Source organism: Nonomuraea sp. NPDC049625 (genome assembly GCF_040675285.1).
Taxonomy (GTDB): Bacteria; Actinomycetota; Actinomycetes; order Streptosporangiales; family Streptosporangiaceae; genus Nonomuraea; species Nonomuraea angiospora_A.
Genome location: NZ_JBFAOQ010000004.1, coordinates 496216 through 522291, shown reverse-complemented (window position 1 = coordinate 522291; position 26076 = coordinate 496216). Strand labels below are relative to the sequence as shown.

The window sequence follows — 26076 nt, the reverse complement described above, 5'->3', positions numbered from 1 at the left end:
CCATCACCCCGGTGAGTGTGCGCCGGCCGAGCCATAGCCGGCGCTCGGGGTGATGCTCAGGCGGCGCTCGCCCGTATAGACGTTCATCGAGTCCCCGCGCAGGAACCCGATGAGCGTCAGCCCCTCCTCCGCGGCCAGTTCGACCGCGAGCGACGACGGCGCCGAGACAGCGGCGAGCACCGGGATGCCCCCCATGACCGCTTTCTGCACCAGCTCGAACGAGGCCCGGCCCGACACCATCAGGACGGTCCCGCGCAAAGGGAGCCGGTCGTTGCGCAGGGCCCAGCCGAGCAGCTTGTCCACCGCGTTGTGCCGGCCCACGTCCTCGCGCACGCACAGCGGCTCGCCGTCGGACGTGAACAGGCCGGCCGCGTGCAGGCCCCCGGTCCGGTCGAACACCCGCTGGGCCGCGCGCAGCCGGTCCGGCAGGGCGGCGACGGTCGGCTGCGCCAGCTCGACCGGGTCGTCTCCGGCGCTCCAGCGAGCCACCGTGCGTACCGCCTCCAGCGACGCCTTGCCGCAGACGCCGCAGGAGGACGTGGTGTAGAAGTTGCGCGGCGCGGGCGCCGTCACGCCGGGCGCCAGCCGCACGTCGAGCACGTTGTACGTGTTCCCGCCGTCCACCGTCGCGCCCGCGCAGTAGCGGATCGTGGCGATGTCGTCGGCCGCGCCCACGGCCCCCTCGCTGACCAGGAACCCGGCGGCCAGGTCGAAGTCGTCGCCGGGCGTGCGCATGGTGACCGTCAGCGGCGTCCCGTCGAGGCGGATCTCCAGCGGCTCCTCGGCGGCCAGCGAGTCGACCTTGGGGATGCGGGCGGTGTCCTTGACCCGCAGGATCCGCCGTTTCACCGCGACCCTAGACACGAGCGCTCCCCTCGGCCCGGATGAGCGCCCTAGACATAGCCGTACCCGAAGCGGCCCTTGACGCAGAGGTTGCCCTTGGTCACCGGGTTGTCGTGCGGCGAGCTCACCTTGACGATCTTGTTGTCCTGCACGTGCAGGGTCAGGTTGCAGCCGACCCCGCAGTAGCTGCAGACCGTCGTGGTCTCGCTCTGCCGCGACTCGTCCCAGGTGCCCTCGGCCCGCATGTCGAACTCGGTCTTGAACGACAGCGCGCCCGTCGGGCACACCTCCACGCAGTTGCCGCAGTAGACGCAGGCCGAGTCGGTGAGCGGCGCCTCGAACTCCGTGGAGATCGTCGCGTCGAACCCGCGGCCCGCGACGGCGATGGCGAAGGTGTTCTGCCACTGGTCGCCGCAGGCGTCCACGCACTTGTAGCACAGGATGCACTTGCTGTAGTCGCGCACGTAGAGGTCGTTGTCCACCTTGGCGGGCTGCTCGACCGTGGCCGCGTCGTCGCCGAACCGCGTGGGGTCGGCGCCGTACTCCTCGGCCCACTCGGCGGCGCGAGGGGTGGTCGACATGTCCACGGAGGAGCCGAGCAGCTCCAGCACCACCTTGCGGCTCTGCCGGGCCCGGTCGGTGTCGGTGCCGACCTTCATGCCGGCCTCGGCCTTGCGGGAGCAGGCGGGCGCCAGCGTCCTGGCGCCCTCCACTTCCACGACGCAGACGCGGCAGGCGTTCTTCGGGGTCAGCGTGTCGCCGTAGCAGAGGGTGGGGATGTCCTTGCCCGCCGCGTGGCAGGCGTCGAGGATCGTCGAGCCCTCCGGCACCCGTACGTCCTCGCCGTCGATCTGGACGTCGATGAGCCGCCGGGGCGGCTGGAGCGGGATCATTTGAACACTCCCAGACGGTCGATGGCCGATTCGACGGCGTTCCAGGCGGTCTGTCCGAGGCCGCAGATCGAGGCGTCCCGCATGGTCTGGCCGACCTCGCGCAGCAGCACGAGATCGTCGTCGGAGACCCGGCGTGAGAGCCGGTGCAGGGCCTCCTCCTGCCGTACGGTGCCGACCCGGCAGGGCACGCACTGGCCGCAGGACTCGTCGCGGAAGAACTCCGCGATGCGCAGCAGCAGGCGTTTCATGTCCACGGTGTCGTCGATGACGAGCACCACGCCGGAGCCGAGCGTCGCCCCCGCGTTCCTGGTGCCCTCGAAGGTGAGCGGGATGTCCAGGTCGGTGACGAACGCGCCGGCCGCGCCGCCGAGCAGCACCGCCTTCGTCGTGCCGGTGGTGCCGGTCATGTCCAGGAGCTCGCGCAACGTCGTCCCGAACGTGAGCTCGTACACTCCGGGCCGCTCGACCGCGCCCGAGACGCAGAACAGCTTGGGCTCGGCCGCCGTGTACGCCCGGGCGCCGCGCTCCAGGATCGGCAGCACGTTGACCAGCGTCTCGACGTTGTTGACCACGGTCGGCTTGCCGAACAGCCCCTTCTCCACGGGGAACGGCGGCTTGCTGCGCGGCTCGCCGCGCTGCCCCTCGATGGAGTTGAAGATCGCGGTCTCCTCGCCGCAGATGTACGCGCCCGCGCCCCTGCGCAGCTCGATGTCGAACGACAGGCCCTTGCCGAGGATGTCGTCGCCGAGCAGGCCCCGCGCGCGGGCGGTCGCGATGGCGTGCTGGAGCCGCGCGGTCGCCCTGGGGTATTCGCCCCTGATGTAGAGGTATCCCTTGGCGCAGCCGGTGGCGTAGGCGGCGATCGTCATCGCCTCCACCAGCGCGTACGGGTCGCCCTCCATGATCACGCGATCCTTGAACGTGCCCGGCTCGCTCTCGTCGGCGTTGCAGACCAGGTAGTGCGGGTGGTCGGGCTGGCGCGCGGTGGCGTCCCACTTGCGGCCGGTCGGGAACGCGGCGCCGCCCCTGCCGACCAGCCCCGACTCCAGGACCTCCCGGATGACCCCGGCGGGCCCCAGCTCGAACGCCCTCCTGAGCGCGCTGTAGCCGCCGGCCGCCCGGTAGTCGTCCAGGCTCGCGGGATCGGTCGTGCCGACCCTCCTGAGCAGGGTCAGCCCGTCCTGCCCGGACTGCGGCACGGCCGCCGCCACCGGGGCGTCACCGGCGACGTCGAGGCTGGGGGTGGTGCCGTTGGGGGTGGGGGAGTCCAGGGTCAGGGAGGCGTTCGCGGGCGCGTACACCTGGGCCTTGGGAGGCGTGCCCGCCTCCAGGGCGAGCGCGGCGGGGGCCCGCTCGCACAGGCCCAGGCAGGGGCTCTCGTGCCACGCCTTGCCGGGCGGGCCGAGCCGCTCCTCCACCCGCCTGCGTACGTCCTCGCCGCCCTTGGCCTGGCAGGCCAGGTCGGTGCAGACGTGCAGCACCCGCTTCGGCCGCGGCTCCATGGAGAACAGCGAGTAGAACGTCGCCACCCCGTACGCCTCGGCGGGCGGCACGGTCAGGCGGCGGCAGATGTAGTCGAGCGCGCCCTCGCTGATCCACCCGACCCGGTCGTTGACCGCGTGCAGCGCGGGCAGCAGCATGTCGCGCTGCGACTCGGCGCGGGCGGCCACCCGCAGGTCGGCCTCGGTCCTCCCGCCGCCGTCCCACGCCGACGCGGGCGGCCCGAGCAGGGCGTCGACGGCCGCGCGCTCCTCGTCGGACGGCTCTGCGCCACGGAACCTCAGATCCATCTGATCACCCGGCCTTCACGAGCTTCTCGACGCGTACGGCCGCCGCCTTGAACTCGGCGGTGCCCGCGATCGGGCAGGTGGCCTCGATGGTGAGCGAGTTGGTGTCCACCTCGTCCGGGAAGTGCATGGTCATGAACACCAGCCCCGGCCGCAGGGCGGGGTCGATGAAGACCGGCGCGACCACCGACCCGCGCCGCGAGGTGATCCGCACCTCCTCGCCCGCGACGACGCCGAGCCGGTCGGCGTCCTCGGGGCAGAGCTCCACCGTCTCGCCCCGGCGCAGGGGAGAGGCGAACCCGGAGGACTGCACGCCCGTGTTGTACGAGTCGAGCCGCCGCCCGGTCGTCAACCGCAGCGGATACTCCTCGTCCAGCAGGTCCACCGGCGGCGAATGGCGCAGCACCGCGAACGGAGCCGGCACGCCCCGCCTGACCGGGTCGCTCTCCCACAGCCTGCCGTGCAGGTAGGGCGGCTCCAGCGAGTCCTCCGACGGGCAGGGCCACTGGATGCCCTGCAGGTCGGCCAGCCGCTGGTAGGTCATGCCGTGGTGCTGGGGCGACATGGCGCGCAGCTCGTTCCAGACCTCCTCGGCGCCGTCGTAGTGCCAGTCGTGGCCCAGCCTGCGCGCCAGCTCGCACATGATCCAGATGTCGTCGCGCGCCTCGCCCGGCGGATCGAGGGCCTTGCGCACCCGCTGGACCCGGCGCTCGCTGTTGGTGAACGTGCCGTCCGCCTCGCACCAGGCGGCGCTGGCAGGCAGCACGACGTCGGCCATCTGGGCGGTCTTGGTGAGGAAGATGTCCTGCACGACCAGGTGGTCGAGCATGGACAGGCGCTTGATGCAGGCCAGGGAGTCGGCCTCGGACTGCACGGGGTTCTCACCGATGAGATAGCAGGTGGTCACCTCGCCGTCGGCCATGGCCTCCAGCATCTGGGTGAGGTTGAGTCCGTAGCGGGGCTGGATCTCCCTGCCCCACGCGCTCTCGAAACGCGCCCTGATGCCGGGGTCGAGGATGTCCTGGAAGCCGGGCAGCCGGTTGGGGATGGCGCCCATGTCGCCGCCGCCCTGCACGTTGTTCTGGCCGCGCAGCGGCGACAGGCCGGAGCCGTAGCGGCCGACGTGGCCGGTGAGCAGGGACAGGTTGATCAGGGCCCGTACGTTGTCCGTCGCGTTGTGGTGCTCGGTGATGCCGAGCGTCCAGCACAGCTGGGCGCGGTCGGCGCGGGCGTAGGCGTGGGCCAGCTCGCGGATGGCGTGCGCGGGCACGCCGGTGACCTGCTCGGCGACGGGCAGCGTCCAGGGCTCGACCGACTCCTTGAACTCCTCGAACCCGACCGTGGCCCGCTCGATGAACGCCTCGTTGTGCAGCCCGGCCTGGATGATCTCCCTGGCCACCGCGTGGGCGAGGGGGATGTCCGTGCCCACGTTCAGCCCCAGCCACAGGTCGGCCCACTGGGCGGTGCCGGTGCGGCGCGGGTCCACCGCGAACATCCGCGCGCCGTTGTGGATGCCCTTCAGCACGTGCTGGAAGAAGATGGGGTGGGCGTTACGCGCCGCCGAACCCCACATCACGATCACATCGGTGTCCTCCACCTCCTGGTAGGAGGACGTGCCGCCACCACTGCCGAACACCGCCGACAGCCCCGCCACGCTCGGCGCGTGGCAGGTGCGGTTGCAGGAGTCCACGTTGTTGGTGCCGATCACCACGCGGGTGAACTTCTGCCCGACGTAGTTCATCTCGTTGGTGGAACGGGCGCACGACAACATGGCGAAGCAGTCGGGCCCATGCGCGGCGAGGTTGCGGCGGAAGCCCTCCGCCGCCCGCTCCAGGGCCTCCTCCCAGGTCGCCCTGCGCAGCACGCCGTTCTCACGCACCAGTGGATGGGTCAGGCGGTCATAGCTCATGATCCCTCCATTCTGTATACAGGCTACGGTATTCCCCGTTAGACCGCGCGGACAAGGTTGGCGTTGAGGAGGTCGCTCACCGCGTGGATGGCACGCAGCGTCGGCACCTCGGCGCCGGTGAGGTCGGCCAGCTCGACCACCGCCGCGAGCAGCACGTCCAGCTCCAGCGGCTTGCCCTTCTCCAGGTCCTGCAGCGTGGAGGTCTTGTGCTCGCCCGCCTTCTCCGCCCCCTTCAGGCGGCGCTCGATGGAGATCCCCGGATCGCAGCCGACCCGCCCGGCCACCTCGACGGTCTCCCGCATCATGGCCACGACCAGCTCCCTGGCGCCGTCGTGGCGGCAGATCCCGGCCATCGTCGCCCTGGCCAGCGCGCTGATCGGGTTGAAGGCGATGTTGCCCATGAGCTTGACCCACACGTCTTTGCGCAGGTCGCGCTCCACCGGGCACTTGAGCCCGCCGGCTATCGCGGCCTGGCTGAAGGCGGCGCACCGCTCGGTCAGCTCGCCGTCCGGCTCGCCGATGGAGAAGCGGGTGCCCTCAAGATGGCGGATCACGCCGGGCCGCTCGATCTCGGTGGCGGCGTACACGACGCAGCCGACGGCACGGTGCAGGGGCAGCGCGGTCGTGACCGCGCCGCCCGGGTCGACGCTCTCGATGCGGTAGCCCTCGTAGGGGCCCTTGAGCCCGTGGAAGTACCACCACGGGATGCCGTTCTGCGCGGCGATGATGCTCGTGGCCTCGTGCAGGAGCGGCCTGATCATGGGGCCCGCGGAGGCGTAGCTGTTCGCCTTGAGGCCCAGGAAGACGTGGTCCACCGGGCCGACCTGGGTGGTGTCGTCGGTGGCATGGGGATGGGCGGTGAAGTCGCCTCTGGGGGTGAGCACCCGCACACCGGCGCGCCGGATCGCCTGCAGGTGCTCGCCTCTCGCGATGAGGTGCACCTCGACTCCCGCCCGGTGGAGGGCGGCCCCCACGTATGCGCCGATGGCGCCGGCGCCAAGAACAGCGACCTTCATGCTGCGCTCCGTTCTCGCGTCGGATTTGCATTCGGTATACAGTATGGAAAAACGTGGGTCAAGGAGCATGCCTGTGACCGTTCTTCGGCATGATCTAGTGATGGAATCGACGACCTGGGTGACCGCGCGGGCCCTCGCGAAGGGGGCCGCGACGCCCCTCGAACCCGCGTCCGTGCTGCTCGCCGACGCTCTCGGCGGCCGCCTCGCCGCGCCGTTGACGGCTCTGGTGGCGGTGCCCGGGGTGGACGTTTCGGCGATGGACGGCTACGCGGTGGCCGGTGCCGGCCCGTGGCGGGTGGTCGGCCGGGTTCTGGCCGGTGGCGCCTGCTACGGGAAGGAGCTGCGGCCGGGGGAGGCGGTCGAGATCGCCACCGGCGCGCCGACGCCCGCGGGGGCGTCGGCGGTGCTGCCGTACGAGCAGGCCGCGGTGGACGGGGCGCGGGTGAACGGCGCCGCCGAGCTCGGGCGGCACATCCGGCGGCGGGGCGAGGACATCGCCGAGGGCGCGGTCGTGCTGGGCGCGGGCGCGGTGGTGACCCCGGTGGCGCTCGGGCTGGCCGCCGCGCTGGGCCACGACGAGCTGCCGGTACGGCCCCGCCCGCAGGTCGCGGTGCTGATCACCGGGGACGAGGTCGTGCACGAGGGCCTGCCCGCGCCGGGCCGGGTGCGCGACGCCATCGGCCCGTTCCTGCCGGGGCTGGTGGCGTGGGCCGGCGGCCGGGTGGCGAGCACCGACGTGCTGCCCGACGGCCGGGAAGCGCTCCACGCCGCACTCAAGACCGGGGCGGCGGACGTCCTCGTCGTGTGCGGCGCGTCGTCCAAGGGGCCCGCCGACCACCTCAGGGCCGTGCTCGGCGACCTCGGCGCCGACGTGATCGTCGACGGCGTCGCCGTGCGGCCCGGGCATCCGCAGCTCCTGGCCCGGCTGCCCGGAGGGTCGCTGGTCGTCGGCCTGCCGGGAAACCCGTTCGCGGCCCTCGGCGCGGCCCTCACGCTGCTCGCACCCATCCTGCGAGAACTGGCCGGGATCCCCGTCCGCACGGAGACGTCGGCGCTGGCCGGAGCGGTGCGGGCGCACCCGCGCGACACGCGGCTCGTGCCGGTCCGGAGGTCGGGCCGGGGCGCGGTGCCGGTGGGGCACGACCGGCCGGGTTCGCTGTGGGGGGCGGCGCTGGCCGACGCGCTGGCCGTCGTCCCTCCGGGGTGGGCCGGTGAGCAGGTCGAGCTGATCGAGTTGCCCCCGGGGGGCTAGACAGGCCGAACGGGAGGGAGTAACCATTGCGGTCATACGGTATGCAGTATGCGGAAGACAGCCGACGCCGGAAAGGGTGGCATGATGTCGGAAACGATCTCTGGTGGTCATCTCGTAGCCAAGGCACTCAAGGCCGAGGGTGTGGACGTGATCTACACGCTCTGCGGCGGCCACATCATCGATATCTATGACGGCTGCGTCGATGAGGGCATCGAGGTCATCGACGTACGCCACGAGCAGGTGGCGGCACACGCGGCCGACGGGTACGCGCGCATCACCGGCAAGCCCGGCTGCGCGGTGGTCACCGCCGGGCCGGGCACGACCGACGCGGTCACGGGCGTGGCTAACGCCTTCCGCGCGGAGAGCCCCATGTTGCTCATCGGCGGCCAGGGAGCGCTGAGCCAGCACAAGATGGGCTCGCTGCAGGACCTGCCGCACGTGGACATGATGAGCCCGATCACCAAGTTCGCGGCCACGGTGCCGAGCACGGAGCGGGTGGCGGACATCGTGTCGATGGCCTTCCGCGAGTGCTACCACGGCGCTCCGGGCCCGTCGTTCCTGGAGATCCCGCGCGACGTGCTCGACGCGAAGGTCCCCCTGGAGAAGGCGCGCATCCCCAAGACCGGGCACTACCGGGCCTCGACCCGCCAGCAGGGCGACCCCGAGGCGATCGAGCGGCTGGCCGACATGCTGGCGCACGCGGAGAAGCCGTGCATCCTGCTCGGGAGCCAGGTGTGGACGTGCCGGGCCACGGACGCCGCGATCGACTTCGTCCGGGCCCTGAACGTGCCCGCGTACATGAACGGCTCGGGCCGCGGCACGCTCCCGCCCGGCGACCCGCACCACTTCCAGCTCAGCCGCAGGTACGCCTTCACCAACGCCGACCTGATCATCATCGTCGGCACCCCGTTCGACTTCCGGATGGGCTACGGCAAGCGCCTGTCGCCGACCGCCGCCGTGGTCCAGATCGACCTCGACTACCGCACGGTCGGCAAGAACCGCGACATCGACCTGGGGATCGTCGGCGACGCCGGCCTCGTCCTCGCGGCGGCGGCCCAGGCCGCCAGCGGCCGCATCGAGAACGCGGTCACCAAGCGCAAGGAGTGGATGGACGAGCTGCGCGCGGTGGAGACCCAGGCGTACGAGAAGCGCCTGCCCCGCCAGCTCTCCAGCGCCCAGCCCATCGACCCCTACCGCCTGGTCCACGAGATCAACGAGTTCCTCACCGAGGACACGATCTACATCGGCGACGGCGGCGACATCGTCACCTTCTCCGGCCAGGTCGTGCAGCCCAAGTCGCCCGGCCACTGGATGGACCCGGGACCGCTCGGCACGCTCGGCGTCGGCATGGCGTTCGCGATGGCGGCCAAGCAGGCGCGGCGCGACAAGGAGGTGCTCTGCCTGTTCGGCGACGGCGCCTTCAGCCTGACCGGCTGGGACTTCGAGACCATGGTCCGCTTCGACCTGCCGTTCATCGGGGTCATCGGCAACAACTCGTCCATGAACCAGATCAGGTACGGCCAGGCCGCCAAGTACGGCGAGGACCGCGCCCGTGTCGGCAACACCCTCGGCGACATCCGCTACGGCGACTTCGCCAAGCTGCTCGGCGGCCACGGCGAGGAGGTGCGCGACCCGGCCGAGATCCGCCCCGCGCTGGAGCGGGCCCGGGAGTCGGGCAAGCCCTCCCTGATCAACGTGTGGGTCGATCCAGAGGTCTACGCCCCCGGAACCATGAACCAGACGATGTACAAGTAGGGGAGCTCCAACATGAAGGCTCTCGAAGGTGTCCGCGTCCTCGACATGACCCACGTCCAGTCGGGCCCGTCCTGCACCCAGCTGCTCGCCTGGCTGGGCGCGGACGTCGTCAAGCTGGAGGCCCCGACCGGCGACATCACCCGGCAGCAGCTCCGCGATCTCCCGGACGTCGACAGCCTCTATTTCACGATGCTCAACTGCAACAAGCGCAGCATCACCCTCAACATGAAGAGCGAGCGCGGCAAGGAGATCTTCACCGACCTGGTGAGGAGCGCCGACATCCTGGTCGAGAACTTCGGCCCGGGCGCGGTCGACCGCATGGGCTTCACCTGGGACCGCCTCCAGGAGCTCAACCCGCGCCTGATCTACGCCTCGATCAAGGGCTTCGGCACCGGCAGGTACGCCAAGTTCAAGGCGTACGAGGTGATCGCCCAGGCCATGGGCGGCTCGATGACCTCCACCGGCTTCGAGGAGGGCCCGCCGCTGGCCACCGGGGCGCAGATCGGCGACTCGGGCACCGGCATCCACGCGGTCGCCGGCATCCTGGCCGCCCTCTACCAGCGCCAGCAGACCGGCCGCGGGCAGCGCGTACAGGTGGCCATGCAGCACGCCGTGCTGAACCTGTGCCGCGTCAAGCTCCGCGACCAGCAGCGCCTGGCGCACGGCCCGCTGCGCGAGTACCCGAACAAGACGTTCGGCGACGAGGTGCCCCGCTCGGGCAACGCCAGCGGCGGCGGCCAGCCCGGCTGGGCGGTGCGCTGCGCGCCCGGCGGACCCAACGACTACATCTACGTGATCGTGCAGCCGGTCGGCTGGAAGCCCATCTCGAACATCATCGGCCGCCCCGAGCTGGCCGAGGACCCCGAGTGGGCGACGCCCGAGGCGCGGCTGCCGAAGCTGGACAAGATGTTCCAGCTCATCGAGGAGTGGACGATCCGCCACGACAAGTGGACGGTCCTCGACCGGCTCAACGCCGAGAACATCCCGTGCGGGCCGATCCTGTCCACCAAGGAGCTGGTCCAGGACGAGAGCCTGCGCGAGGAGGGCATCGTCGTCACGGTCGACCACCCGGAGCGCGGCGAGTTCGTGACCGTCGGCAGCCCGCTGCAGCTGTCGGACTCCCCGGTCGACGTCCGCACCCCGCCCCTGCTCGGCGAGCACAACCAGGAGATCTACGGCGAGCTCGGCGTCAGCGCGGACGAGCTGGCCCAACTGAAGACGAACGGAGTCATCTAGTGGTCAGGGAAGTCATCGAGAAGGCGCTCGCCGAGGGCCGCACGGCCCTGACCGCCCCCGAGGGGCGCAAGATCTGCGAGGAGTACGGCATCGCCACCCCGGGCGAGGGCCTGGCCACCTCGGCCGACGAGGCGGTCTCCATCGCCGAGCGCATCGGCCTCCCGGTCGTCCTGAAGATCGTCTCCCCGGACATCCTGCACAAGACGGACGCGGGCGGCGTGCTGGTCGGCCTGAAGAGCGCGGAGGAGGTCCGCGCGGGCTACGACACGATCCTCGCCAACGCCCGCGCGTACAACGCCGACGCCGCCATCGACGGCGTCCAGGTGCAGCAGCTCGTCGGCGGCGGCCACGAGGTCATCGTCGGCGCCGTCACCGATCCCACGTTCGGCAAGGTCATCGCGTTCGGGCTGGGCGGCGTTCTGGTCGAGGTGCTCAAGGATGTGACCTTCCGGCTCGCCCCCGTCTCGGGAGAAGATGCGCTTGGGATGCTGGACGACATCAGGGCGGCAGAAGTGCTCCGTGGTGCCCGGGGGGCCGAGCCCGCCGACCGCCAGGCGCTGGCGGAGCTGATCGAGCGTGTCGGCCGGCTGGTCTCCGACTTCCCCGAGATCGTCGAGGTGGACCTCAACCCCGTCTTCGCCGACGCGAACGGCGCGGTCGCCGCCGACGTGCGCATCCTCATCGGCGACAAGCCCGCCGAGGTCGCCCGCCTGTCGCGGGAGGAGATCCTCCGGCAGATGACGCGGATCTTCAAGCCGCGCTCGGTGGCCGTGATCGGCGCCTCCGCCGAGACCGGCAAGATCGGCAACTCGGTCATGCGCAACCTCATCAACGGCGGCTACCAGGGGCAGATCTTCCCGATCAACCCCAAGGCCGACGAGATCATGGGGCTGACCGCGTACAAGAGCATCTCGGACGTGCCCGGCGACGTGGACGTGGCCGTGTTCGCGATCCCCGCCAAGTTCGTGGCGCCGGCGCTGGAGGAGACCGGGCGCAAGGGCGTGGCGGGCGCGATCATGATCCCGTCGGGGTTCGCCGAGACGGGGAACGTCGAGGGGCAGAAGGAGATCGTCGAGATCGCGCGCAGGCACGGCGTGCGCATGCTCGGACCCAACATCTACGGCTACTACTACACGCCGGAGAACCTCTGCGCGACGTTCTGCACCCCGTACGACGTCAAGGGCAGCGTGGCGCTGACCTCGCAGAGCGGCGGCATCGGCATGGCCATCCTGGGCTTCAGCCGCACCACCAAGATGGGCGTCTCGGCCATCGTCGGCGTCGGCAACAAGGCCGACGTGGACGAGGACGACCTGCTGACCTTCTTCGAGCAGGACGACAACACCAAGGCCGTCGCCATGCACCTGGAGGACCTCAAGGACGGCCGCGGCTTCGTCGAGGCCGCGCGCCGGGTCGTCAGGCAGAAGCCGGTCATCGTGCTCAAGGCCGGCCGCACCGCGATGGGCGCGCGGGCGGCGGGCTCGCACACGGGCGCGCTGGCGGGCGACGACAAGGTCTACGACGACATCCTGCGGCAGGCCGGGGTCGTGCGCGCGCCGGGCCTCAACGACATGCTCGAATACGCCCGCGCGCTGCCGATCCTGCCCGCGCCCAAGGGCGAGAACGTCGTCATCATCACCGGGGCGGGCGGCTCCGGCGTGCTGCTGTCGGACGCCATCGTGGACGCCGGCCTGACGCTCATGGACATCCCGCCCGACCTGGACGCGGCCTTCCGCGCCTACATCCCGCCGTTCGGCGCGGCGGGCAACCCCATCGACATCACCGGCGGCGAACCCCCCTCGACCTACGAGAACACGGTCCGCCTCGGCCTGGCCGACGAGCGCATCCACGCGCTCGTCCTGGGCTACTGGCACACGATCGTGACGCCGCCGATGGTCTTCGCCGAGCTCATCGCCCGCGTCGTGGCGGAGGAGCGGGCGAAGGGCAACGTCAAGCCGGTCGTCGCGTCGCTCGCCGGCGACACCGAGGTAGAGGAGGCCAGCGAGTACCTGTTCGAGCACGGCGTGGTCGCGTACCCGTACACGACGGAGAAGCCCGTGGCGGTCCTCGGCGCGAAATACCGCTGGGCCAGGGCTGCCGGCTTGTTGCGCTAAGAGCCGAGCGCAACAAGCCGGGTGAGGGGGCTAATCGGGGCGCACGAGGAAGCAACAACCCCCCAGGAGGTCCGTAGGTGGACACATCGAAAACACCACCGGCGACGGCCACGCCGCCGGTCGAGGACGAACGAGTATGGAAAGCGGGCCGGCTCGCGCCGATGCCCATCAGGAAGCTGCCCGACGCGCCTCCGTCGGTGCACATTCTCGGGCCGACGGTCTTCCTCGTCGCGCTGGGCGTGGGCATGGGCGAGTCGTACATGTGGCCCAGGCTGGTGCTGCTGTTCGGGCCCGAGATCAGGTGGCTGTTCCTGATCGGCGTCACGCTGCAGGCCTTCGTGATGCTGGAGATGGCACGCTACGCCATGGCGACGGGGGAGAGCATCTTCTCCGGCGCGGCCCGGGTGTTCAAGCCGCTGATGTGGTTCTTCTTCATCGTGGCCATCGCCGTCTACATCTGGCCGGGACACCTGTCGGCCGGGGCGGCGGCGTTCGAGGAGATCACCGGCATCCCGTGGATGGTGACCGCCATCGTCGGGCTCGTCCTGGTCGGCGTGGTGTTCAGCCTGGCCAAGGTGATCTACAACGTGCTGGAGAACGTGCTGTCGCTGCTCATCGGCACACTCGTGATCGGCACGGCGGTGGTCGCGGCCATGGTCGGCTCCTGGGGCGACGTGGCCTCCACGCTCTCGGGCATGTTCTCCTTCGGTTACTTCCCGTCGGAGGCCATGTCGGCGGCCTGGTTCCCCGTCATCGTGGGGGCGTGCGCCTTCGCCGGACCCTCCGGCATGCAGCAGATGTGGTACACGCTGCACCTGCGTGACTCCGGGGCCGGCATGGGCGCGCACATCCCGCAGATCCGCGGGCTGCGGCACGCGGGACAGCAAGAGGAGATGCCCGCGCGCGGGTTCATGTTCGACACCGAGGACCCGGCCGAGATGGCCAAGTGGAAGGGATGGCGGCGCTGGGTCACGTTCGACGCGCTGCTGCTGTTCTGGGGCGTCACCATGCTGGTGACGATCTCGTTCACGGTGATCGCGCAGTCCGCCGTGCGGCTCAACCCGGGCGTGCGGGAGGTCATCCAGGGTGACGACCGCGAGGTGGCGCTCACCGCGATGGCCAACGCCGTCTCCCACGCGGGCAGCTCGGTGCTCGGGGCGGTGTTCCTCGGGTTCATCGCGCTGATCGGCCTGAACGCCACCCTGGGGCTGTTCGACTCCTTCTCCCGGGGCCAGGCTGACATGACGTACCACTTCGTGCCCGGGGCGAAGAAGCTGGGCATGTCGCGCCTGTACGGGGTCTTCCTCTGGGGCGTGATCATTTTCGGCATCCTGATCCTGCTGTTCGGACCGGCCGACGGGCCGAGCGGGATCCTGGACACGCTGGCGTTCCTGTCGACGTTCGCGATGGGGGCGTACTGCGTGACCCTGCTCCTGGTGAACAACCGCATGCTGCCCAAACCGATCCGGCCCAAGTGGTGGACGAACGTCATCATCGGCTTCGGTGCGGTGTTCTACCTGGGGATGCTGTTCTACAGTCTGTTCGCCTTCGGCGTGGTCGTGGGCTGATGGACGGACGGCACAGCCTCGAACTCGCCCTGCCAGGGGCGTCGATCGGAGCCGTCGCCGGAGCCATGGCCGGTGGGCTGACCCTGTTCGCGGGGCAGCCCACCGGGATGGCCGCGCTGTCGGCCCTGTCGCTCGCCGTGCCGCTCGCCCTCTTCGGCGGCCTGTACGGCGTGCTGCTCGGCCACGGCGTGTTCCGTCCGGGGACCTTCGGGCCGGTCGGCCTGTACTGGGTGGCGGCCTTCCCCGTGTCCCGGCTCACGCAGGAGAGCCTGGTCGGGATCGGCCTGGCCGACGGAGTGCTGCCGTTCCTGGCGTACCAGGCGATGGTGAGCCTCGGCTTCGCGATCGGCTTCGTCTGGCTGCACGAGCGGATCATGCCGTACTGGCTGATCCGCCGTGCCGCCGCCAACCCGCTGGCCAAGGACCTGCTCGGCGTCTACGTCCGGCACGCCGGGATGTTGCGCGCACGGAAGGGGGCCCGCCGGTGAACCTGCCGCCCTGGATCTGGCTGGCCACGATCGCCGGCTTCGCGGTCGTGCTCGCCGTGGACTTCTGGCTCGTCGCCAGGAGGCCGCACGAGCCGTCCATGAAGGAGTGCGTGGCCTGGGTCTCGTTCTACGTCGCCCTGGCCGCGGCCTTCGGCGTGGGACTCCTGCTGCTGTCGGGCCCCGCGCACGGCGGGGAGTTCTTCGCCGGCTGGATCACCGAGTACTCGCTCAGCGTGGACAACCTCTTCGTCTTCCTACTGATCATGAGCCGCTTCCAGGTGCCGCGCGAGTACCGCCAGAAGGTGCTGCTCATCGGCATCATCCTGGCGCTGGGGATGCGCGGCGCGTTCATCGCGGCCGGCGCGGGCGCGGTGGCCAGGTTCGACTGGCTCTTCTACGTCTTCGGCGCCTTCCTCGTCTACACGGCGTGGAAGCTCATGGGCGGCGAGGACGACGAGGCGGAGTTCTCCGAGAACGTCGCCCTGCGCGCGGTGCGCCGGGTGCTCCCGACCACGGACACCTATCACGGCGCCCGGCTCACCGTGCACCTCGGCCGCAGGATGGTCACCCCGATGCTGATCGTCATGGTCGCCATCGGGACCACCGACCTGCTCTTCGCGCTCGACTCCATCCCGGCCATCTTCGGCCTCACCAAGGAGCCGTACCTGGTCTTCACCGCCAACGCCTTCGCCCTCATGGGGCTGCGCCAGCTCTTCTTCCTCATCGGCGGGCTGCTCGACCGGCTCGTCTACCTGAGCAAGGGGTTGTCGGTGGTGCTGGCCTTCATCGGCGTGAAGCTGATCCTCGAGGCCCTGCACCACGACGGCGTGTCGTGGGCGCCGGAGATCCCGATCCTGGTCTCCCTCGGCGTCATCGTCGGCACCCTAGCCGTCACCACGGTGCTGAGCCTCATCAAGTCGGCCCGCGACGCGAGGGCGTCCGCCGCGGCCTCGGAGGGGGTGGAGCCCGAGCCCGTGGAACGCTGACCACGCCGCGGCATCGGGGCGATCGTCCCTGCCGCGGCTCCTCAGTGACGCGGACAGTTGGGTACGTCGTGCTCCGCGGCCGCCCACTCGCGCAGGTAGCGGTCCGCTTCGTCGGCGGAGTAGTGCTTCTTGAGAGCTGTGCTCAGACCCAGGCCGATCACCCGGCCGTCCGCTGCCTGGCCCGCGGGATCACCGAGGAGAAAGCGGATGAACGCCTTCATGGTCACGCACCTCCATTCGTCCGGCTCCATCCTCTACCCGAGGTGTTTCGGAGCATGCGGTCTCTTGTGAACGGCAGATCAACCCGGCTGCCGCGTCCGGCGCCGCCGCACCGGCTTGGGCGCCGGCTGGACGGGCTCCTGCTCGCGCTGAGCCATGTACGAGGCGCGGGTGTGCTCGGTGTGCTCGCGCATGATCTTGGCCGCGCGCCGCTCGTCGCCCGCCTCGATGGCGTCGATCAGCGAGGTGTGCTCCTCCCACGAGGCCATGCCGCGCTGGCGGGCCACCGGCGTGTGGTACCACCGCACCCGCCTGGCGACCTGGCTGGCCAGCTCGGAGAGGACCTTGTTGCCCGACAGGGCGGTCACCAGGGCGTGCAGCTCGGAGTTGGTCGCCACGGCGGAGTCGACGTCGTCGGCCTCCACCGCCGCGATGCCCCGCGCGCACAGGGCGCGCAGCCGCTTGACGCCGTCCTCGCCCGCCTGCTTGGCGGCGAGCCTGGCGGACTCGGTCTCCAGCAGCGTGCGCACGGCCAGCAGCTGGTCGGCCTCCTCCACGGTCGGGACGTGCACGAACGCGCCCTGGCCGGGGAACAGGTCGACCCAGCCCTCGCCGCTGAGCTGCTGCAGCGCCTCGCGGACCGGCTGCCTGGACACGCCGAGCAGCTCGGCCAGCTCGCTCTCCACGAGGTGCTGGCCCGGCTTGAGCTGCCCGGAGACGATGAGCTCCTGGATAGCCTCGATAACGCTCTCGCGGAGCGTGGCTGGGCGGGGAATCTTGGTGGCCGCCGCCTGACCGGCCTGATCCGACAGCAACATGGTCACGTCTCCAGGGCTGCGTTACGGTTTTTCGTCGACTGCCTACAGCATACCGTCCAAGGATCTCTCCTGGCCGTGAGCCTCATCACAGGCGCCCCGGTGATGGAGGGCGGCGCCCGTGACCGGCGGGGCGGGTGGGTGTCACAAGGGGATGGTGGCCGGGAGGCCGGGGATGCGGAGGCGGGGGATGGCCAGGGCCGGAAGGGCGGCGAGAGCGGCGGCGACGGCGAGCGCGGGCACAGGCGCGCTCAGGGCGAGCAGGGCCAGGGCGGCGGCCCCCGCTCCGGCCAGGGCCTTGGCGCTGTAGACGACGGCGTGGATCTCGCCCGCCCGCTCGACCCCGAAGAACTCCCGCACCAGGCTGGCGAGCAGCGGGTAGAACGCCCCGCCCCCGAGCCCGGCCGCCACGGCCCCGAACCACAACAGCGGCCCTCCGGCCGGCACGGGCCCGGCGCCGGGTGGCGTGGTGGCGAGGGCGATGGCGAGGAGCACCTGGCCGGTGGCGAGGGCGGTCAGGACGGCGGCGAGCACGCGGCGCCGGCCGTACAGCTCCGAGCAGCGCATCGCCACCGACCGGCTGGCCCCGTTCAGCGCCACCAGGACGGCCAGCGCGCCCCACGACCCGGTCCCCGCGATCACGATCACGTCGAAGACCGACACCGCGCCCGCGCACGTCAGGATCAGGGCCAGCGCCGGCAGCGTACGCGTGCGCAGCGCCTGCGCCGGCCCGAACTGCCGGGCCGCCTCCGGCGTCGTGCGCAGCCGCGCCGCGTCGAGCGCGTGCGAGCGCGGGTCCACGTCCGCGGGCCACCACAGCGCGGGAGGCAGCCGCAGGTGCCGGGCCGCGGTCCCGATGACCGCCAGCGCGACGACCGCCGCGACCAGGAACGCGATGGACGTGGCGGCCGGCGCGATCCCGGCCCAGACGAGCAGGGGCACCGCGCCGTAGCCGAAGGCGCCGGTGATCAGCCCGACCCGGGCGGCGGGCCGTTCCGGGTACCAGGAGGAGACGACCTCGCCGCAGACCCCGTAGACCAGGCCCGCGCCCAGCCCGCCGAGGAGTGCGTACCCCACGAAGGCGCCCGGGGTGCTCAGCGGGAGCGCCGCCGCGGCGAGGCCGGCGAAGCTCAGGGCGGCTCCCGCGGCCAGGCTGGTACGGACGCCGAGGCGGCCCCGCCGTACCAGGTGGAGCGCGGGCAGGGCGCCCGCGGCCTGGCAGGCGATCCAGACGGCCAGGAGGGTGAGCCCGGTGGCCTCCTTGGCGAGGAGGGCGGCGTAGCCGTACTGGAGCGGGCTGATCGCCGCCATGGCCCCCCAGGCCAGCCAGAACATGCGCGTGCGGTCGGCGGGGACGGGTCCGGGGAGGTACGAACGCCCGCGCCAGTCTCTAACTGCATTCTCCATACTGTATGGAATATCCAGTAGACGAGAGACTGTCGAGACCCTAGACGAGGGTTTTTCCATACGGTATACCGTCTACAAAGGAGGCTCGAATGGACCTGTACGAGTATCAGGCGAAGGAGCTCTTCGGGCGTCACGGGATCCCGGTCCCGGCCGGCAGGATCGCGGCCACCCCGGCGGAGGCCCGCGCGATAGCGGCCGAGCTGAACGCGCCCGTCGTCATCAAGGCCCAGGTGAAGACCGGCGGACGCGGCAAGGCGGGCGGGATCAGGACGGCGGCCGGGCCGGTCACCGCCGAGGCCGAGGCCGAGCACGTGATCGGGATGGACATCAAGGGGCACGTCGCGCGCAGCGTGCTGGTCGAGGCGGCGACCGTCCCGTTCGAGGAGTACTACGCGGCTTTCCTTGTCGACCGGGCTGAGGGCGGTTTCCTGGCGATGGTGTCCGGCCGGGGAGGCATGGAGATCGAGGAGCTGGCCGCCACCGACCCCGACGCCCTGGTGCGGCTGCCGGTCGACCCGGTGACGGGCGTGGACGCGGACGCCGCGCGCCTGCTGGCGGCCAAGGCGGGGCTGCCCGAGCAGGCGGCCGAGGTGCTGGAGAAGCTGTGGCGGGTCCTGGTCGCGGAGGATGCCCTGCTGGTCGAGGTGAACCCGCTGATCTGCACCACCGACCAGCGCATCGTGGCCCTCGACGGCAAGGTCACCCTGGACGACAACTCCGCGTTCCGGCACGCCTGGGAGTACGGGGAGGCCACCGGCAGCCTGGAGGACCGCGCCCGGGCCAAGGGGCTGAACTACGTCAAGCTCGACGGCCGGGTGGGCGTGATCGGCAACGGCGCCGGGCTGGTCATGAGCACGCTCGACGTGGTCGCCGGGGCCGGGGCCGCCCCCGCGAACTTCCTGGACATCGGCGGAGGCGCGTCCGCCAAGATCATGGCCGACGGACTGGAGATCATCCTGGCCGACCCCGACGTGCGCTCGGTGCTGGTCAACGTCTTCGGCGGCATCACCGCCTGCGACGCGGTGGCCAGCGGCATCGTCACCGCGCTCGAGCTCCTCGGCGAGCGCGGCCTGGCCAGGCCCATCGTCGTACGCCTGGACGGCAACAACGCCGAGGTGGGCCGGCGCATCCTGAGCGACGCCCGGCACCCGGCGGTCCGGCAGGTCTCCACCATGGACGGCGCCGCCGAGATGGCGGCCAGACTCGCGGCAGGTGCGTGATGGCGATCTTTCTGACCAAGGACAGCCGGGTGCTCGTGCAGGGCATGACCGGCGCGGAGGGCACCAGGCACACGGCCCGCATGCTGGCCGCGGGCACCGACGTCGTGGCCGGGGTGACACCCGGCAAGGGCGGCCGGTCCGTGGACTTCGGCGAGCGCTCGGTGCCCGTGTTCGGGTCCGTGGCCGAGGCCATGGGGGAGACCGGGGCCGACGTCTCCGTGGTGTTCGTCCCGCCGCGCTTCACCGGCCCGGCCGTGGAGGAGGCGGTCGAGGCCGGGATGCCCCTGTGCGTGGTGATCACCGAGGGCGTCCCCGTGCACGACGCGGTGCGCTTCCGCGCACTCGCGCACGGTCGCACCCGGATCATCGGCCCCAACTGCCCGGGGCTCATCAGCCCGGGGCAGTCCTCGGCCGGGATCATCCCCGCCGACATCACCTCCGCCGGGCGCATCGGGCTGGTGTCGAAGTCGGGCACGCTGACGTACCAGCTCATGTACGAGCTGCGCGACCTCGGCTTCTCCACCGCCGTCGGCATCGGCGGCGACCCGGTCGTCGGGACCACCCACATCGACTGCCTCCAGGCGTTCCAGGACGATCCCGGCACGGACGCCATCGTCATGATCGGCGAGATCGGCGGCGACGCCGAGGAGCGGGCCGCCGCCTACATCGCCGCGAACGTCAGCAAGCCCGTGGTCGCCTATGTGGCCGGGTTCACCGCGCCGGAGGGCAAGACGATGGGGCACGCGGGCGCGATCGTGTCCGGCTCGTCGGGCACCGCCCAGGCCAAGAAGGAGGCGCTGGAGGCGGCCGGGGTCCGGGTCGGGCGCACCCCGTCGGAGACCGCCCGCCTCATGCGCTCAGCCCTGAGCCGGCGGGGTGCGGCGTGAGATTCGCCGTCAACCTGTCCATTCTCTTCACGGAGCTGCCGCTGCTGGAGCGGCCCGCGGCGGCGGCCAAGGCCGGGTTCGACGCGGTCGAGCTGTGGTGGCCGTTCGGCGTCCCCGACCCCGCGGGCGCCGAGGTGGCGGCGCTGCGGCAGGCGATCGAGGACGCCGGGGTGCGCCTGACCGGCCTCAACTTCGACGCGGGCGACATGGCCGCCGGCGAGCGCGGCCTGCTGGCCAGGCCGGACGGCTCCGCCCGGTTCCGGGCCAACATCGACGTGGCGGTCCGGCTGGCGGGCGAGCTCGGCTGCGGCGTGCTCAACGCCCTGTACGGCAACGATCCCGGCACCGACCGGGCCCTGGCCGTGGCGAACCTGCGCGGGGCGGCCGACGCGGCGGCCTCGATCGGCGCGACCGTGGTGGTCGAAGCCCTCAACTCCCACGAGAACCCGAAATATCCGATCACGTCGTCGCGGGCGGCGTTCGAGCTGATCGACGAGGTCGACCGGGAGAACGTGGCCTTCCTGGCCGACCTCTACCACCTGCACCGGATGGGCGAGGACGTGCTGGAGCTCATCGACCGGCACAGCGCCAGGTTCGGCCACGTGCAGATCGCCGACGACCCCGGCAGGGGACACCCCGGCAGCGGCCGCATGCCGTACGACGAGATCTTCGTCCGGCTGGCGGCGGCGGGCTACCGAGGCCACGTCGGCCTGGAGTACCGGCACCAGGGGCCGGGCGCGTTCGACTGGAGGCAGGCGTGAACATCGGGTTCGTCGGTTTGGGGATCATGGGCAGCCCGATGGCGGCCAACCTCCTCAAGGCCGGACATGTCGTGACCGGTTATGACGTGAGCGCCGAGCGGGTCGAACAGCTCGTCGGCCTGGGCGGCAAGGGCGCCTCCGGCGTGGTCGACGCGGTCGGCGGCGCCGAGGTGGTGATCACGATGCTGCCCGACTCGCCGCAGGTGGAGGAGGTCGCGCCGCTGATCGTCGAGTACGGCCGCCCGAACCTGCTCTACATCGACATGAGCACCATCAAGCCCGAGACCTCCCGCTGGGTCGCCGGGCAGGCGGCGGCCGCCGGCGTACGGGCGGTGGACGCCCCCGTCAGCGGCGGCGAGCGCGGCGCGATCGACGGCACCCTGTCGATCATGGTGGGCGGGGTGGCCGAGGACGTCGAGGCGGCCCGGCCCGTCCTGGGCACCCTGGGCACGACCGTCGTGCACGTCGGCCCGGCCGGCGCGGGACAGACCGTCAAGGCGGCCAACCAGCTCGTCGTCGGCGGCATCTACGGGCTCGTGGCGGAGGCGATCGTGCTGCTCGAAGCCTCCGGCGTGGACCCCCTGGCGGGGCTGGACGTGCTCGCGGGCGGCCTGGCGGGCTCCAGGATCCTGGAGCTCAAGCGGCACACCATGGTCCGGCGGGAGTTCAACCCCGGCTTCCGGATCGACCTGCACCACAAGGACATGGGCATCGCCGTCGCCGCCGCCCGCGAGGCCGGGGTCAGCCTGCCGCTCACCGGGCAGGTCGCCCAGCTCGTGGCCGCGGCCAGGGCACAGGGCCACGGCTCGCTCGACCACTCCGCCCTCCTGAAGGTCGTGGAAAGGCTCAACGGATGAAGAGGATTCCGTGTATGGAGGCCGTGGTGGCGGTGCTGGAGTCGGAGGGGGTGGACACCGTCTTCGGCATCCCGGGCGCGGCCATCCTGCCGCTCTACGCCGCGCTCCAGCACAGCTCGATCAGGCACGTCACCGTACGCCACGAGGAGGGCGGCACCCACGCGGCCGACGGCTGGTCCAGGGTGACCGGGAACGTCGGCGTCTGCATCGGCACCTCCGGCCCCGCCGGCACGAACATGATCACCGGCCTCTACACCGCCCTGGCCGACTCGATCCCCATGATCTGCGTCACCGGCCAGGCGGTCTCCTCCAAGCTGCACCAGGAGGCGTTCCAGGCGGTGGACATCGTGGAGATCGCCCGGCCGGTGACCAAGTGGGCGGTGCAGCTCAAGGAGCCGGCGCAGGCGCCGTGGGTGTTCAGGGAGGCGTTCAGGATCGCGCGGTCGGGGCGGCCCGGCCCGGTGCTCATCGACCTGCCGGTGGACGTGCAGCGCGGGACCTGCCTGTACGACCGGGAGCTGGACGCGCCGCTGCCCGTCGAGGAGCCCGCGCCGCTGCCCGGAGCCGTGCGCAAGGCCGTGGACCTGCTGGCCGAGGCCAGGCGGCCGATCATCCTGGCCGGCGGCGGCGTGATCATCGCGGACGCGTCCGACCAGCTGCGCGCGCTGGCCGAGCACCTCCAGGTGCCCGTGCAGGTGACGCTCATGGGCAAGGGCGCCTTCCCCGAGGACCACCCGCTGTTCGCGGGCATGGCGGGCATCCAGACCCAGACGCGGTGGGGCAACGCCGCGTTCCTGGAGAGCGACCTGGTGCTGGCCATCGGGGCCCGCTTCGGCGACCGGCACACCGGCGACCTCGACGTCTATCGCCGGGGCCGCACGTTCGTGCACGTGGACATCGAGCCCACGCAGATCGGCCGGGTCTTCGAACCGGATCTCGGGATCGTCGGGCACGCCCGGCCGGTGCTCGGGGAGCTGCTGCACGAGGCGCGCCGCCGGGGCGGGCCGCGTCAGCCGGGCAAGTGGGTGCGGAAGGTCGCCGACCTGCGCAGGACGATGGCCCGCCGCGACGACTTCGACGACGTGCCGATCAAGCCGCCCAGGGTGTTCAGGGAGATCAACGAGTATTTCGGCAGGGACACCACGTTCGTCACCGCCATCGGGCTCTACCAGATCTGGTCGGGCCAGTTCCAGACGACCTACCTGCCGCGCCGCTACCTGGTGTGCGGCCAGGCCGGGCCGCTGGGCTGGGAGGTGCCCGCGGCGATGGGCGTCAAGTGCGCGCATCCGGAGCGGCAGGTCGTGGCGGTGGTGGGCGACTACTCCTTCCAGTTCCTCATGGAGGAGGTGGCGGTGGCCGCCCAGTACCGGATCCCGTTCGTCATCGTCATGATCAACAACGAGTACCTGGGCCTCATCAGGCAGGCCGAGATCCCGTACGACATGAACTACGCCGTGGACCTGCACTACGGAGAAGGCGGCATCGACCATGTCAAGGCCATGGAGGCGTTCGGCTGCCCGGCGCGCCGGGTGGAGCTGCCGGGCGACATCCGGGACGCGCTGGCCTGGGCGACGGCGGAGTCGGCGCGGGAGCGGCTGCCGGTGCTGGTGGAGGTGATGGTGGAGCGCGAGGCCAACGCCGCCATGGGTCCGTCGCTGGAGGCGATCAAGGAGTTCGAGCCGCTGCCCGAGCTCATCACCGCCGACTGGTCCGACTGAGGAGGAACGCATGCGGATCAAGCCGGGTACGGCCTGGCGGGACGCCTACGAACGGTGCTGTTCGGCGGCCCCCGAGGCATTCCACGACGACCGGGTGCTCAACCACTGGGGCGGCATCTGGCACCGCGACGGGCGCCCCGTGCCCGGCTTCTCGCCGCTGGACGGCACCGCCATCGCGGGCCTGCCCCGGATCGACCGGGCGGGCGCGGGACGGGCGGTGGCGGGCGCGGTGGAGGAGCACCGGCGCTGGCGGCACCTGCCGCTCGCCGAGCGCAAGGCGATGGTGTCGGCCGCCGTCGAGTCGATGGCCGCCCACCGCGACCTGCTGGCCCTGCTGCTGGTCTGGGAGATCGGCAAGCCGTGGAAGACGGCCTGCGCGGACGTGGACCGCTGCCTGGACGGCGTGCGCTGGTACGTGGCCGAGATCGACCGCATGGTCGCCGGGCGGATGCCGCTGCCCGGGCCCGTCAGCAACATCGCGAGCTGGAACTACCCGATGAGCGTGCTCATGCACGCCATGCTCGTGCAGGCGCTGGCCGGCAACGCGGTGATCGCCAAGACCCCCACGGACGGCGGCCTGTGCTGCCTGACGCTCGCCTGCGCGCTGGCGGTGCGCGAGGGGCTGCCGTTCACGCTGGTGAGCGGGGGAGGGGCGGAGCTGTCGCCGGTGCTGGCCGGCGGGCGGGCGCTGGGCAGCGTGTCGTTCGTGGGCGGCCGGGACGCGGGGGCCAAGGTGGCGACCTCGCTGGCCGACCTCGGGCGGCGGCACGTGCTGGAGCAGGAGGGGCTGAACTGCTGGGGCGTGTGGGAGTACGGCGACTGGGAATTGCTCACGAGGCAGATCCGGGCGTCGTTCGACTACGGCAAGCAGCGGTGCACGGCCTATCCGCGGTTCGTGGTGCGGCGGTCGCTGTTCCACGAGTTCCTGGGGGCGTACCTGGCGGCGGTGGGGTCGCTGCGGTTCGGTCATCCGCTCGCGGTGGCCGATCCCGGCGATCCGCTGCCGGAGCTGGACTTCGGGCCGCTGATCAACGCCTCCAAGGCCAAGGAACTGGCCGATCAGGTGGACGAGGCGGTGGCCAGGGGCGGGGTGCCGGTGCATCGGGCGTCGCTCGACGCCGGACATTTCCTGCCGGGGCAGGATATTTCGGCGTATTTGGCGCCGACAGCGCTCCTCAACCCGCCCCGCTCCTCACCCCTCTTCCACGCCGAGCCGTTCGGGCCCGTGGACACCATCGTGCTGGTGGACACGGAGGCCGAGCTGCTGGCCGCCATGAACGCCAGCAACGGCGCCCTGGTGGCCACGCTGTCGTGCGACGAGGAGGAGACGTTCCACCGGCTGGCGCCGGAGGTGCGGGCGTTCAAGGTGGGGCACAACCGGCCGCGCTCGCGCGGCGACCGGGAGGAGCTGTTCGGCGGGCTCGGGGCGTCCTGGCGCGGCGCGTTCGTCGGCGGCGAGCTGCTGGTGCGGGCCTCCACCGTGTCCTCCACCGTGTCCTCCACCGCGTCCTCCATCGGGGGCCCGGACGGCGAGCGCCTGCCGGGCAACTTCCCGCACTACACCCTGTTGCCTTAGGGGGCGATGAGGCCGAAGCGGGTCGCCGCCAGGAGCACGAGGAAGGTCAGCATGGCGACCCGCATCACCTTTCCGCCGATCCCCAGCGACGGCCACGACAGGTACGCCAGCCAGCCGATGAAGGCGATCGCCGGCAGCACGGCCACGCCGCCCAGCGGGTTGGCCACGGCGAACCCGGCCAGCAGCAGGACCACCAGCACCGTCGGCGCCGTCCATCGGGGCACCTGCGTGAACAGGTAGGTCATCGGCACGGCGCTGCGCCGCTCGACGGCCTTGCGCAGGCCGGTCGCGCCCGGCGTGAAGAACTGCTCGCCCTTGGGAAGCGGGCGCTTGCTGTCTGGGGCCACACCCAGAGCCTACGGGAGACAGGCGGGAGGCAGGGCGCCGAGCGGGCGGGCCGCCTGACCGGGTCGGCGCATCAGACGGGCGTAACGCGTTTAATCTGGTCGGGTGCTCGCCGTGATCCGATACACCGTTCCAGAGTCCCAGTCCCAAGATTTCGTCAAGCAGGGCCACACCATCCTTGACACGTTCGCCGCCCAGCCGGGCTACCAGCGGGGCAGGCTGGCCCGTTCGGTCGATGAGCCCAACCTGTGGGCCCTGGTCACGGAGTGGGAGGGTGCCGGTTTCTACCGCAGAGCGCTCTCCGCCGCCCGGATGGTGATGTATCCACTGATGATTCTCATGGTCAACGAACCCAGTGCGTTCGAGGACGTTTACACGCAGGAAGGCGCTTAACGATTACTGGCGCGCGAGAGGGTCCGTGCGTCCC

23 protein-coding genes are annotated in these 26076 nt (G+C 71.4%); 14 read left to right on the top strand and 9 right to left on the bottom strand.

The genetic code is table 11. The annotated features are described in order from the left end of the window. Positions 1 to 3: 3 nt before the first annotated feature. From fdhD to AB0J87_RS20705, 5 genes are read right to left on the bottom strand one after another with little or no spacing between them, the layout of a single operon-like run. Entirely contained in the window at positions 4 to 864 is an 861-nt protein-coding gene (fdhD, locus tag AB0J87_RS20725; RefSeq protein WP_350725062.1) for a formate dehydrogenase accessory sulfurtransferase FdhD, read from the bottom strand. Between the two features lie 29 nt (positions 865 to 893). Further along, positions 894 to 1736 (bottom strand): 2Fe-2S iron-sulfur cluster-binding protein, encoded by an 843-nt coding sequence (locus tag AB0J87_RS20720; RefSeq protein ID WP_363967343.1) that lies wholly within the window; start codon positions 1734 to 1736, stop codon positions 894 to 896. Further along, positions 1733 to 3526 carry an NAD(P)H-dependent oxidoreductase subunit E gene (locus tag AB0J87_RS20715; RefSeq protein ID WP_363967341.1) on the bottom strand — a complete coding sequence of 598 codons (1794 nt, stop codon included), beginning with the start codon at positions 3524 to 3526 and terminating at the stop codon, positions 1733 to 1735. The genes AB0J87_RS20720 and AB0J87_RS20715 overlap by 4 nt, the downstream gene beginning before the upstream one ends. Before the next feature lie 4 nt (positions 3527 to 3530). Continuing rightward, a complete protein-coding gene (locus tag AB0J87_RS20710; protein WP_363967339.1) occupies positions 3531 to 5432 on the bottom strand; it encodes a molybdopterin-dependent oxidoreductase in 1902 nt (633 codons plus the stop codon). Positions 5433 to 5470: 38 nt separating this feature from the next. Further along, on the bottom strand, positions 5471 to 6448 hold the full coding sequence (locus AB0J87_RS20705; RefSeq protein WP_350725070.1) for a 2-dehydropantoate 2-reductase: 978 nt from the start codon (positions 6446 to 6448) through the stop codon (positions 5471 to 5473). A gap of 97 nt (positions 6449 to 6545) precedes the next feature. Between AB0J87_RS20705 and AB0J87_RS20700 the strand changes: the two genes are divergently transcribed. The 7 genes from AB0J87_RS20700 (at position 6546) to AB0J87_RS20670 (ending at position 15844) form a co-directional block, all read left to right on the top strand. Beyond that, positions 6546 to 7700 carry a molybdopterin molybdotransferase MoeA gene (locus AB0J87_RS20700; protein ID WP_363967859.1) on the top strand — a complete coding sequence of 385 codons (1155 nt, stop codon included), beginning with the start codon at positions 6546 to 6548 and terminating at the stop codon, positions 7698 to 7700. Positions 7701 to 7748: 48 nt separating this feature from the next. Continuing rightward, on the top strand, positions 7749 to 9455 hold the full coding sequence (locus AB0J87_RS20695; protein WP_363967337.1) for a thiamine pyrophosphate-binding protein: 1707 nt from the start codon (positions 7749 to 7751) through the stop codon (positions 9453 to 9455). 12 nt (positions 9456 to 9467) lie between these two features. After that, positions 9468 to 10691 (top strand): formyl-CoA transferase, encoded by a 1224-nt coding sequence (frc, locus tag AB0J87_RS20690; protein ID WP_355208121.1) that lies wholly within the window; start codon positions 9468 to 9470, stop codon positions 10689 to 10691. After that, complete coding sequence (locus AB0J87_RS20685; protein ID WP_363967335.1) at positions 10691 to 12802, top strand: acetate--CoA ligase family protein; 2112 nt, start codon at positions 10691 to 10693, stop codon at positions 12800 to 12802. Before frc ends, AB0J87_RS20685 begins: the two co-directional genes overlap by 1 nt. Positions 12803 to 12879: 77 nt before the next feature. Then, complete coding sequence (locus AB0J87_RS20680; RefSeq protein WP_363967333.1) at positions 12880 to 14370, top strand: Nramp family divalent metal transporter; 1491 nt, start codon at positions 12880 to 12882, stop codon at positions 14368 to 14370. Next, positions 14370 to 14858, top strand: coding sequence for a hypothetical protein (locus tag AB0J87_RS20675; protein WP_363967331.1), 489 nt, complete (start codon positions 14370 to 14372; stop codon positions 14856 to 14858). Before AB0J87_RS20680 ends, AB0J87_RS20675 begins: the two co-directional genes overlap by 1 nt. Next, entirely contained in the window at positions 14855 to 15844 is a 990-nt protein-coding gene (locus AB0J87_RS20670; RefSeq protein ID WP_350725081.1) for a TerC family protein, read from the top strand. Before AB0J87_RS20675 ends, AB0J87_RS20670 begins: the two co-directional genes overlap by 4 nt. Positions 15845 to 15885: 41 nt before the next feature. On the opposite strand, the gene AB0J87_RS20665 is transcribed toward AB0J87_RS20670, so the two are convergent. The 3 genes from AB0J87_RS20665 to AB0J87_RS20655 all read right to left on the bottom strand — a co-directional run bounded on the left by AB0J87_RS20665 (position 15886) and on the right by AB0J87_RS20655 (position 18285). Next, positions 15886 to 16065 (bottom strand): hypothetical protein, encoded by a 180-nt coding sequence (locus tag AB0J87_RS20665; protein ID WP_350725083.1) that lies wholly within the window; start codon positions 16063 to 16065, stop codon positions 15886 to 15888. Between the two features lie 78 nt (positions 16066 to 16143). Continuing rightward, entirely contained in the window at positions 16144 to 16881 is a 738-nt protein-coding gene (locus AB0J87_RS20660; protein ID WP_350725084.1) for a GntR family transcriptional regulator, read from the bottom strand. Between the two features lie 141 nt (positions 16882 to 17022). After that, positions 17023 to 18285, bottom strand: a complete 1263-nt coding sequence (locus AB0J87_RS20655) for a hypothetical protein (RefSeq protein WP_363967329.1) — start codon at positions 18283 to 18285, stop codon at positions 17023 to 17025. 89 nt (positions 18286 to 18374) lie between these two features. Between AB0J87_RS20655 and sucC the strand changes: the two genes are divergently transcribed. The 6 genes from sucC to AB0J87_RS20625 are packed head-to-tail and all read left to right on the top strand — an operon-like array spanning position 18375 to position 25304. Next, entirely contained in the window at positions 18375 to 19505 is a 1131-nt protein-coding gene (gene sucC, locus AB0J87_RS20650; protein WP_355208100.1) for an ADP-forming succinate--CoA ligase subunit beta, read from the top strand. Beyond that, positions 19505 to 20392 (top strand): succinate--CoA ligase subunit alpha, encoded by an 888-nt coding sequence (gene sucD / locus AB0J87_RS20645; RefSeq protein ID WP_350725090.1) that lies wholly within the window; start codon positions 19505 to 19507, stop codon positions 20390 to 20392. The genes sucC and sucD overlap by 1 nt, the downstream gene beginning before the upstream one ends. After that, positions 20389 to 21153, top strand: coding sequence for a TIM barrel protein (locus AB0J87_RS20640; protein ID WP_363967327.1), 765 nt, complete (start codon positions 20389 to 20391; stop codon positions 21151 to 21153). The genes sucD and AB0J87_RS20640 overlap by 4 nt, the downstream gene beginning before the upstream one ends. Further along, a complete protein-coding gene (locus tag AB0J87_RS20635) occupies positions 21150 to 22010 on the top strand; it encodes an NAD(P)-binding domain-containing protein (protein ID WP_363967325.1) in 861 nt (286 codons plus the stop codon). The genes AB0J87_RS20640 and AB0J87_RS20635 overlap by 4 nt, the downstream gene beginning before the upstream one ends. Then, positions 22007 to 23728 carry a glyoxylate carboligase gene (gene gcl, locus AB0J87_RS20630; protein WP_363967323.1) on the top strand — a complete coding sequence of 574 codons (1722 nt, stop codon included), beginning with the start codon at positions 22007 to 22009 and terminating at the stop codon, positions 23726 to 23728. Before AB0J87_RS20635 ends, gcl begins: the two co-directional genes overlap by 4 nt. A 10-nt stretch (positions 23729 to 23738) precedes the next feature. Further along, positions 23739 to 25304 carry an aldehyde dehydrogenase family protein gene (locus AB0J87_RS20625; protein WP_363967321.1) on the top strand — a complete coding sequence of 522 codons (1566 nt, stop codon included), beginning with the start codon at positions 23739 to 23741 and terminating at the stop codon, positions 25302 to 25304. Here the strand turns inward: AB0J87_RS20625 and AB0J87_RS20620 are convergent. After that, positions 25301 to 25651 (bottom strand): DUF6703 family protein, encoded by a 351-nt coding sequence (locus AB0J87_RS20620; protein WP_355208086.1) that lies wholly within the window; start codon positions 25649 to 25651, stop codon positions 25301 to 25303. The genes AB0J87_RS20625 and AB0J87_RS20620 overlap by 4 nt on opposite strands. A gap of 103 nt (positions 25652 to 25754) precedes the next feature. Between AB0J87_RS20620 and AB0J87_RS20615 the strand changes: the two genes are divergently transcribed. Next, positions 25755 to 26042, top strand: a complete 288-nt coding sequence (locus AB0J87_RS20615) for an antibiotic biosynthesis monooxygenase (RefSeq protein ID WP_192791193.1) — start codon at positions 25755 to 25757, stop codon at positions 26040 to 26042. The last annotated feature ends 34 nt before the right edge of the window (positions 26043 to 26076 follow it).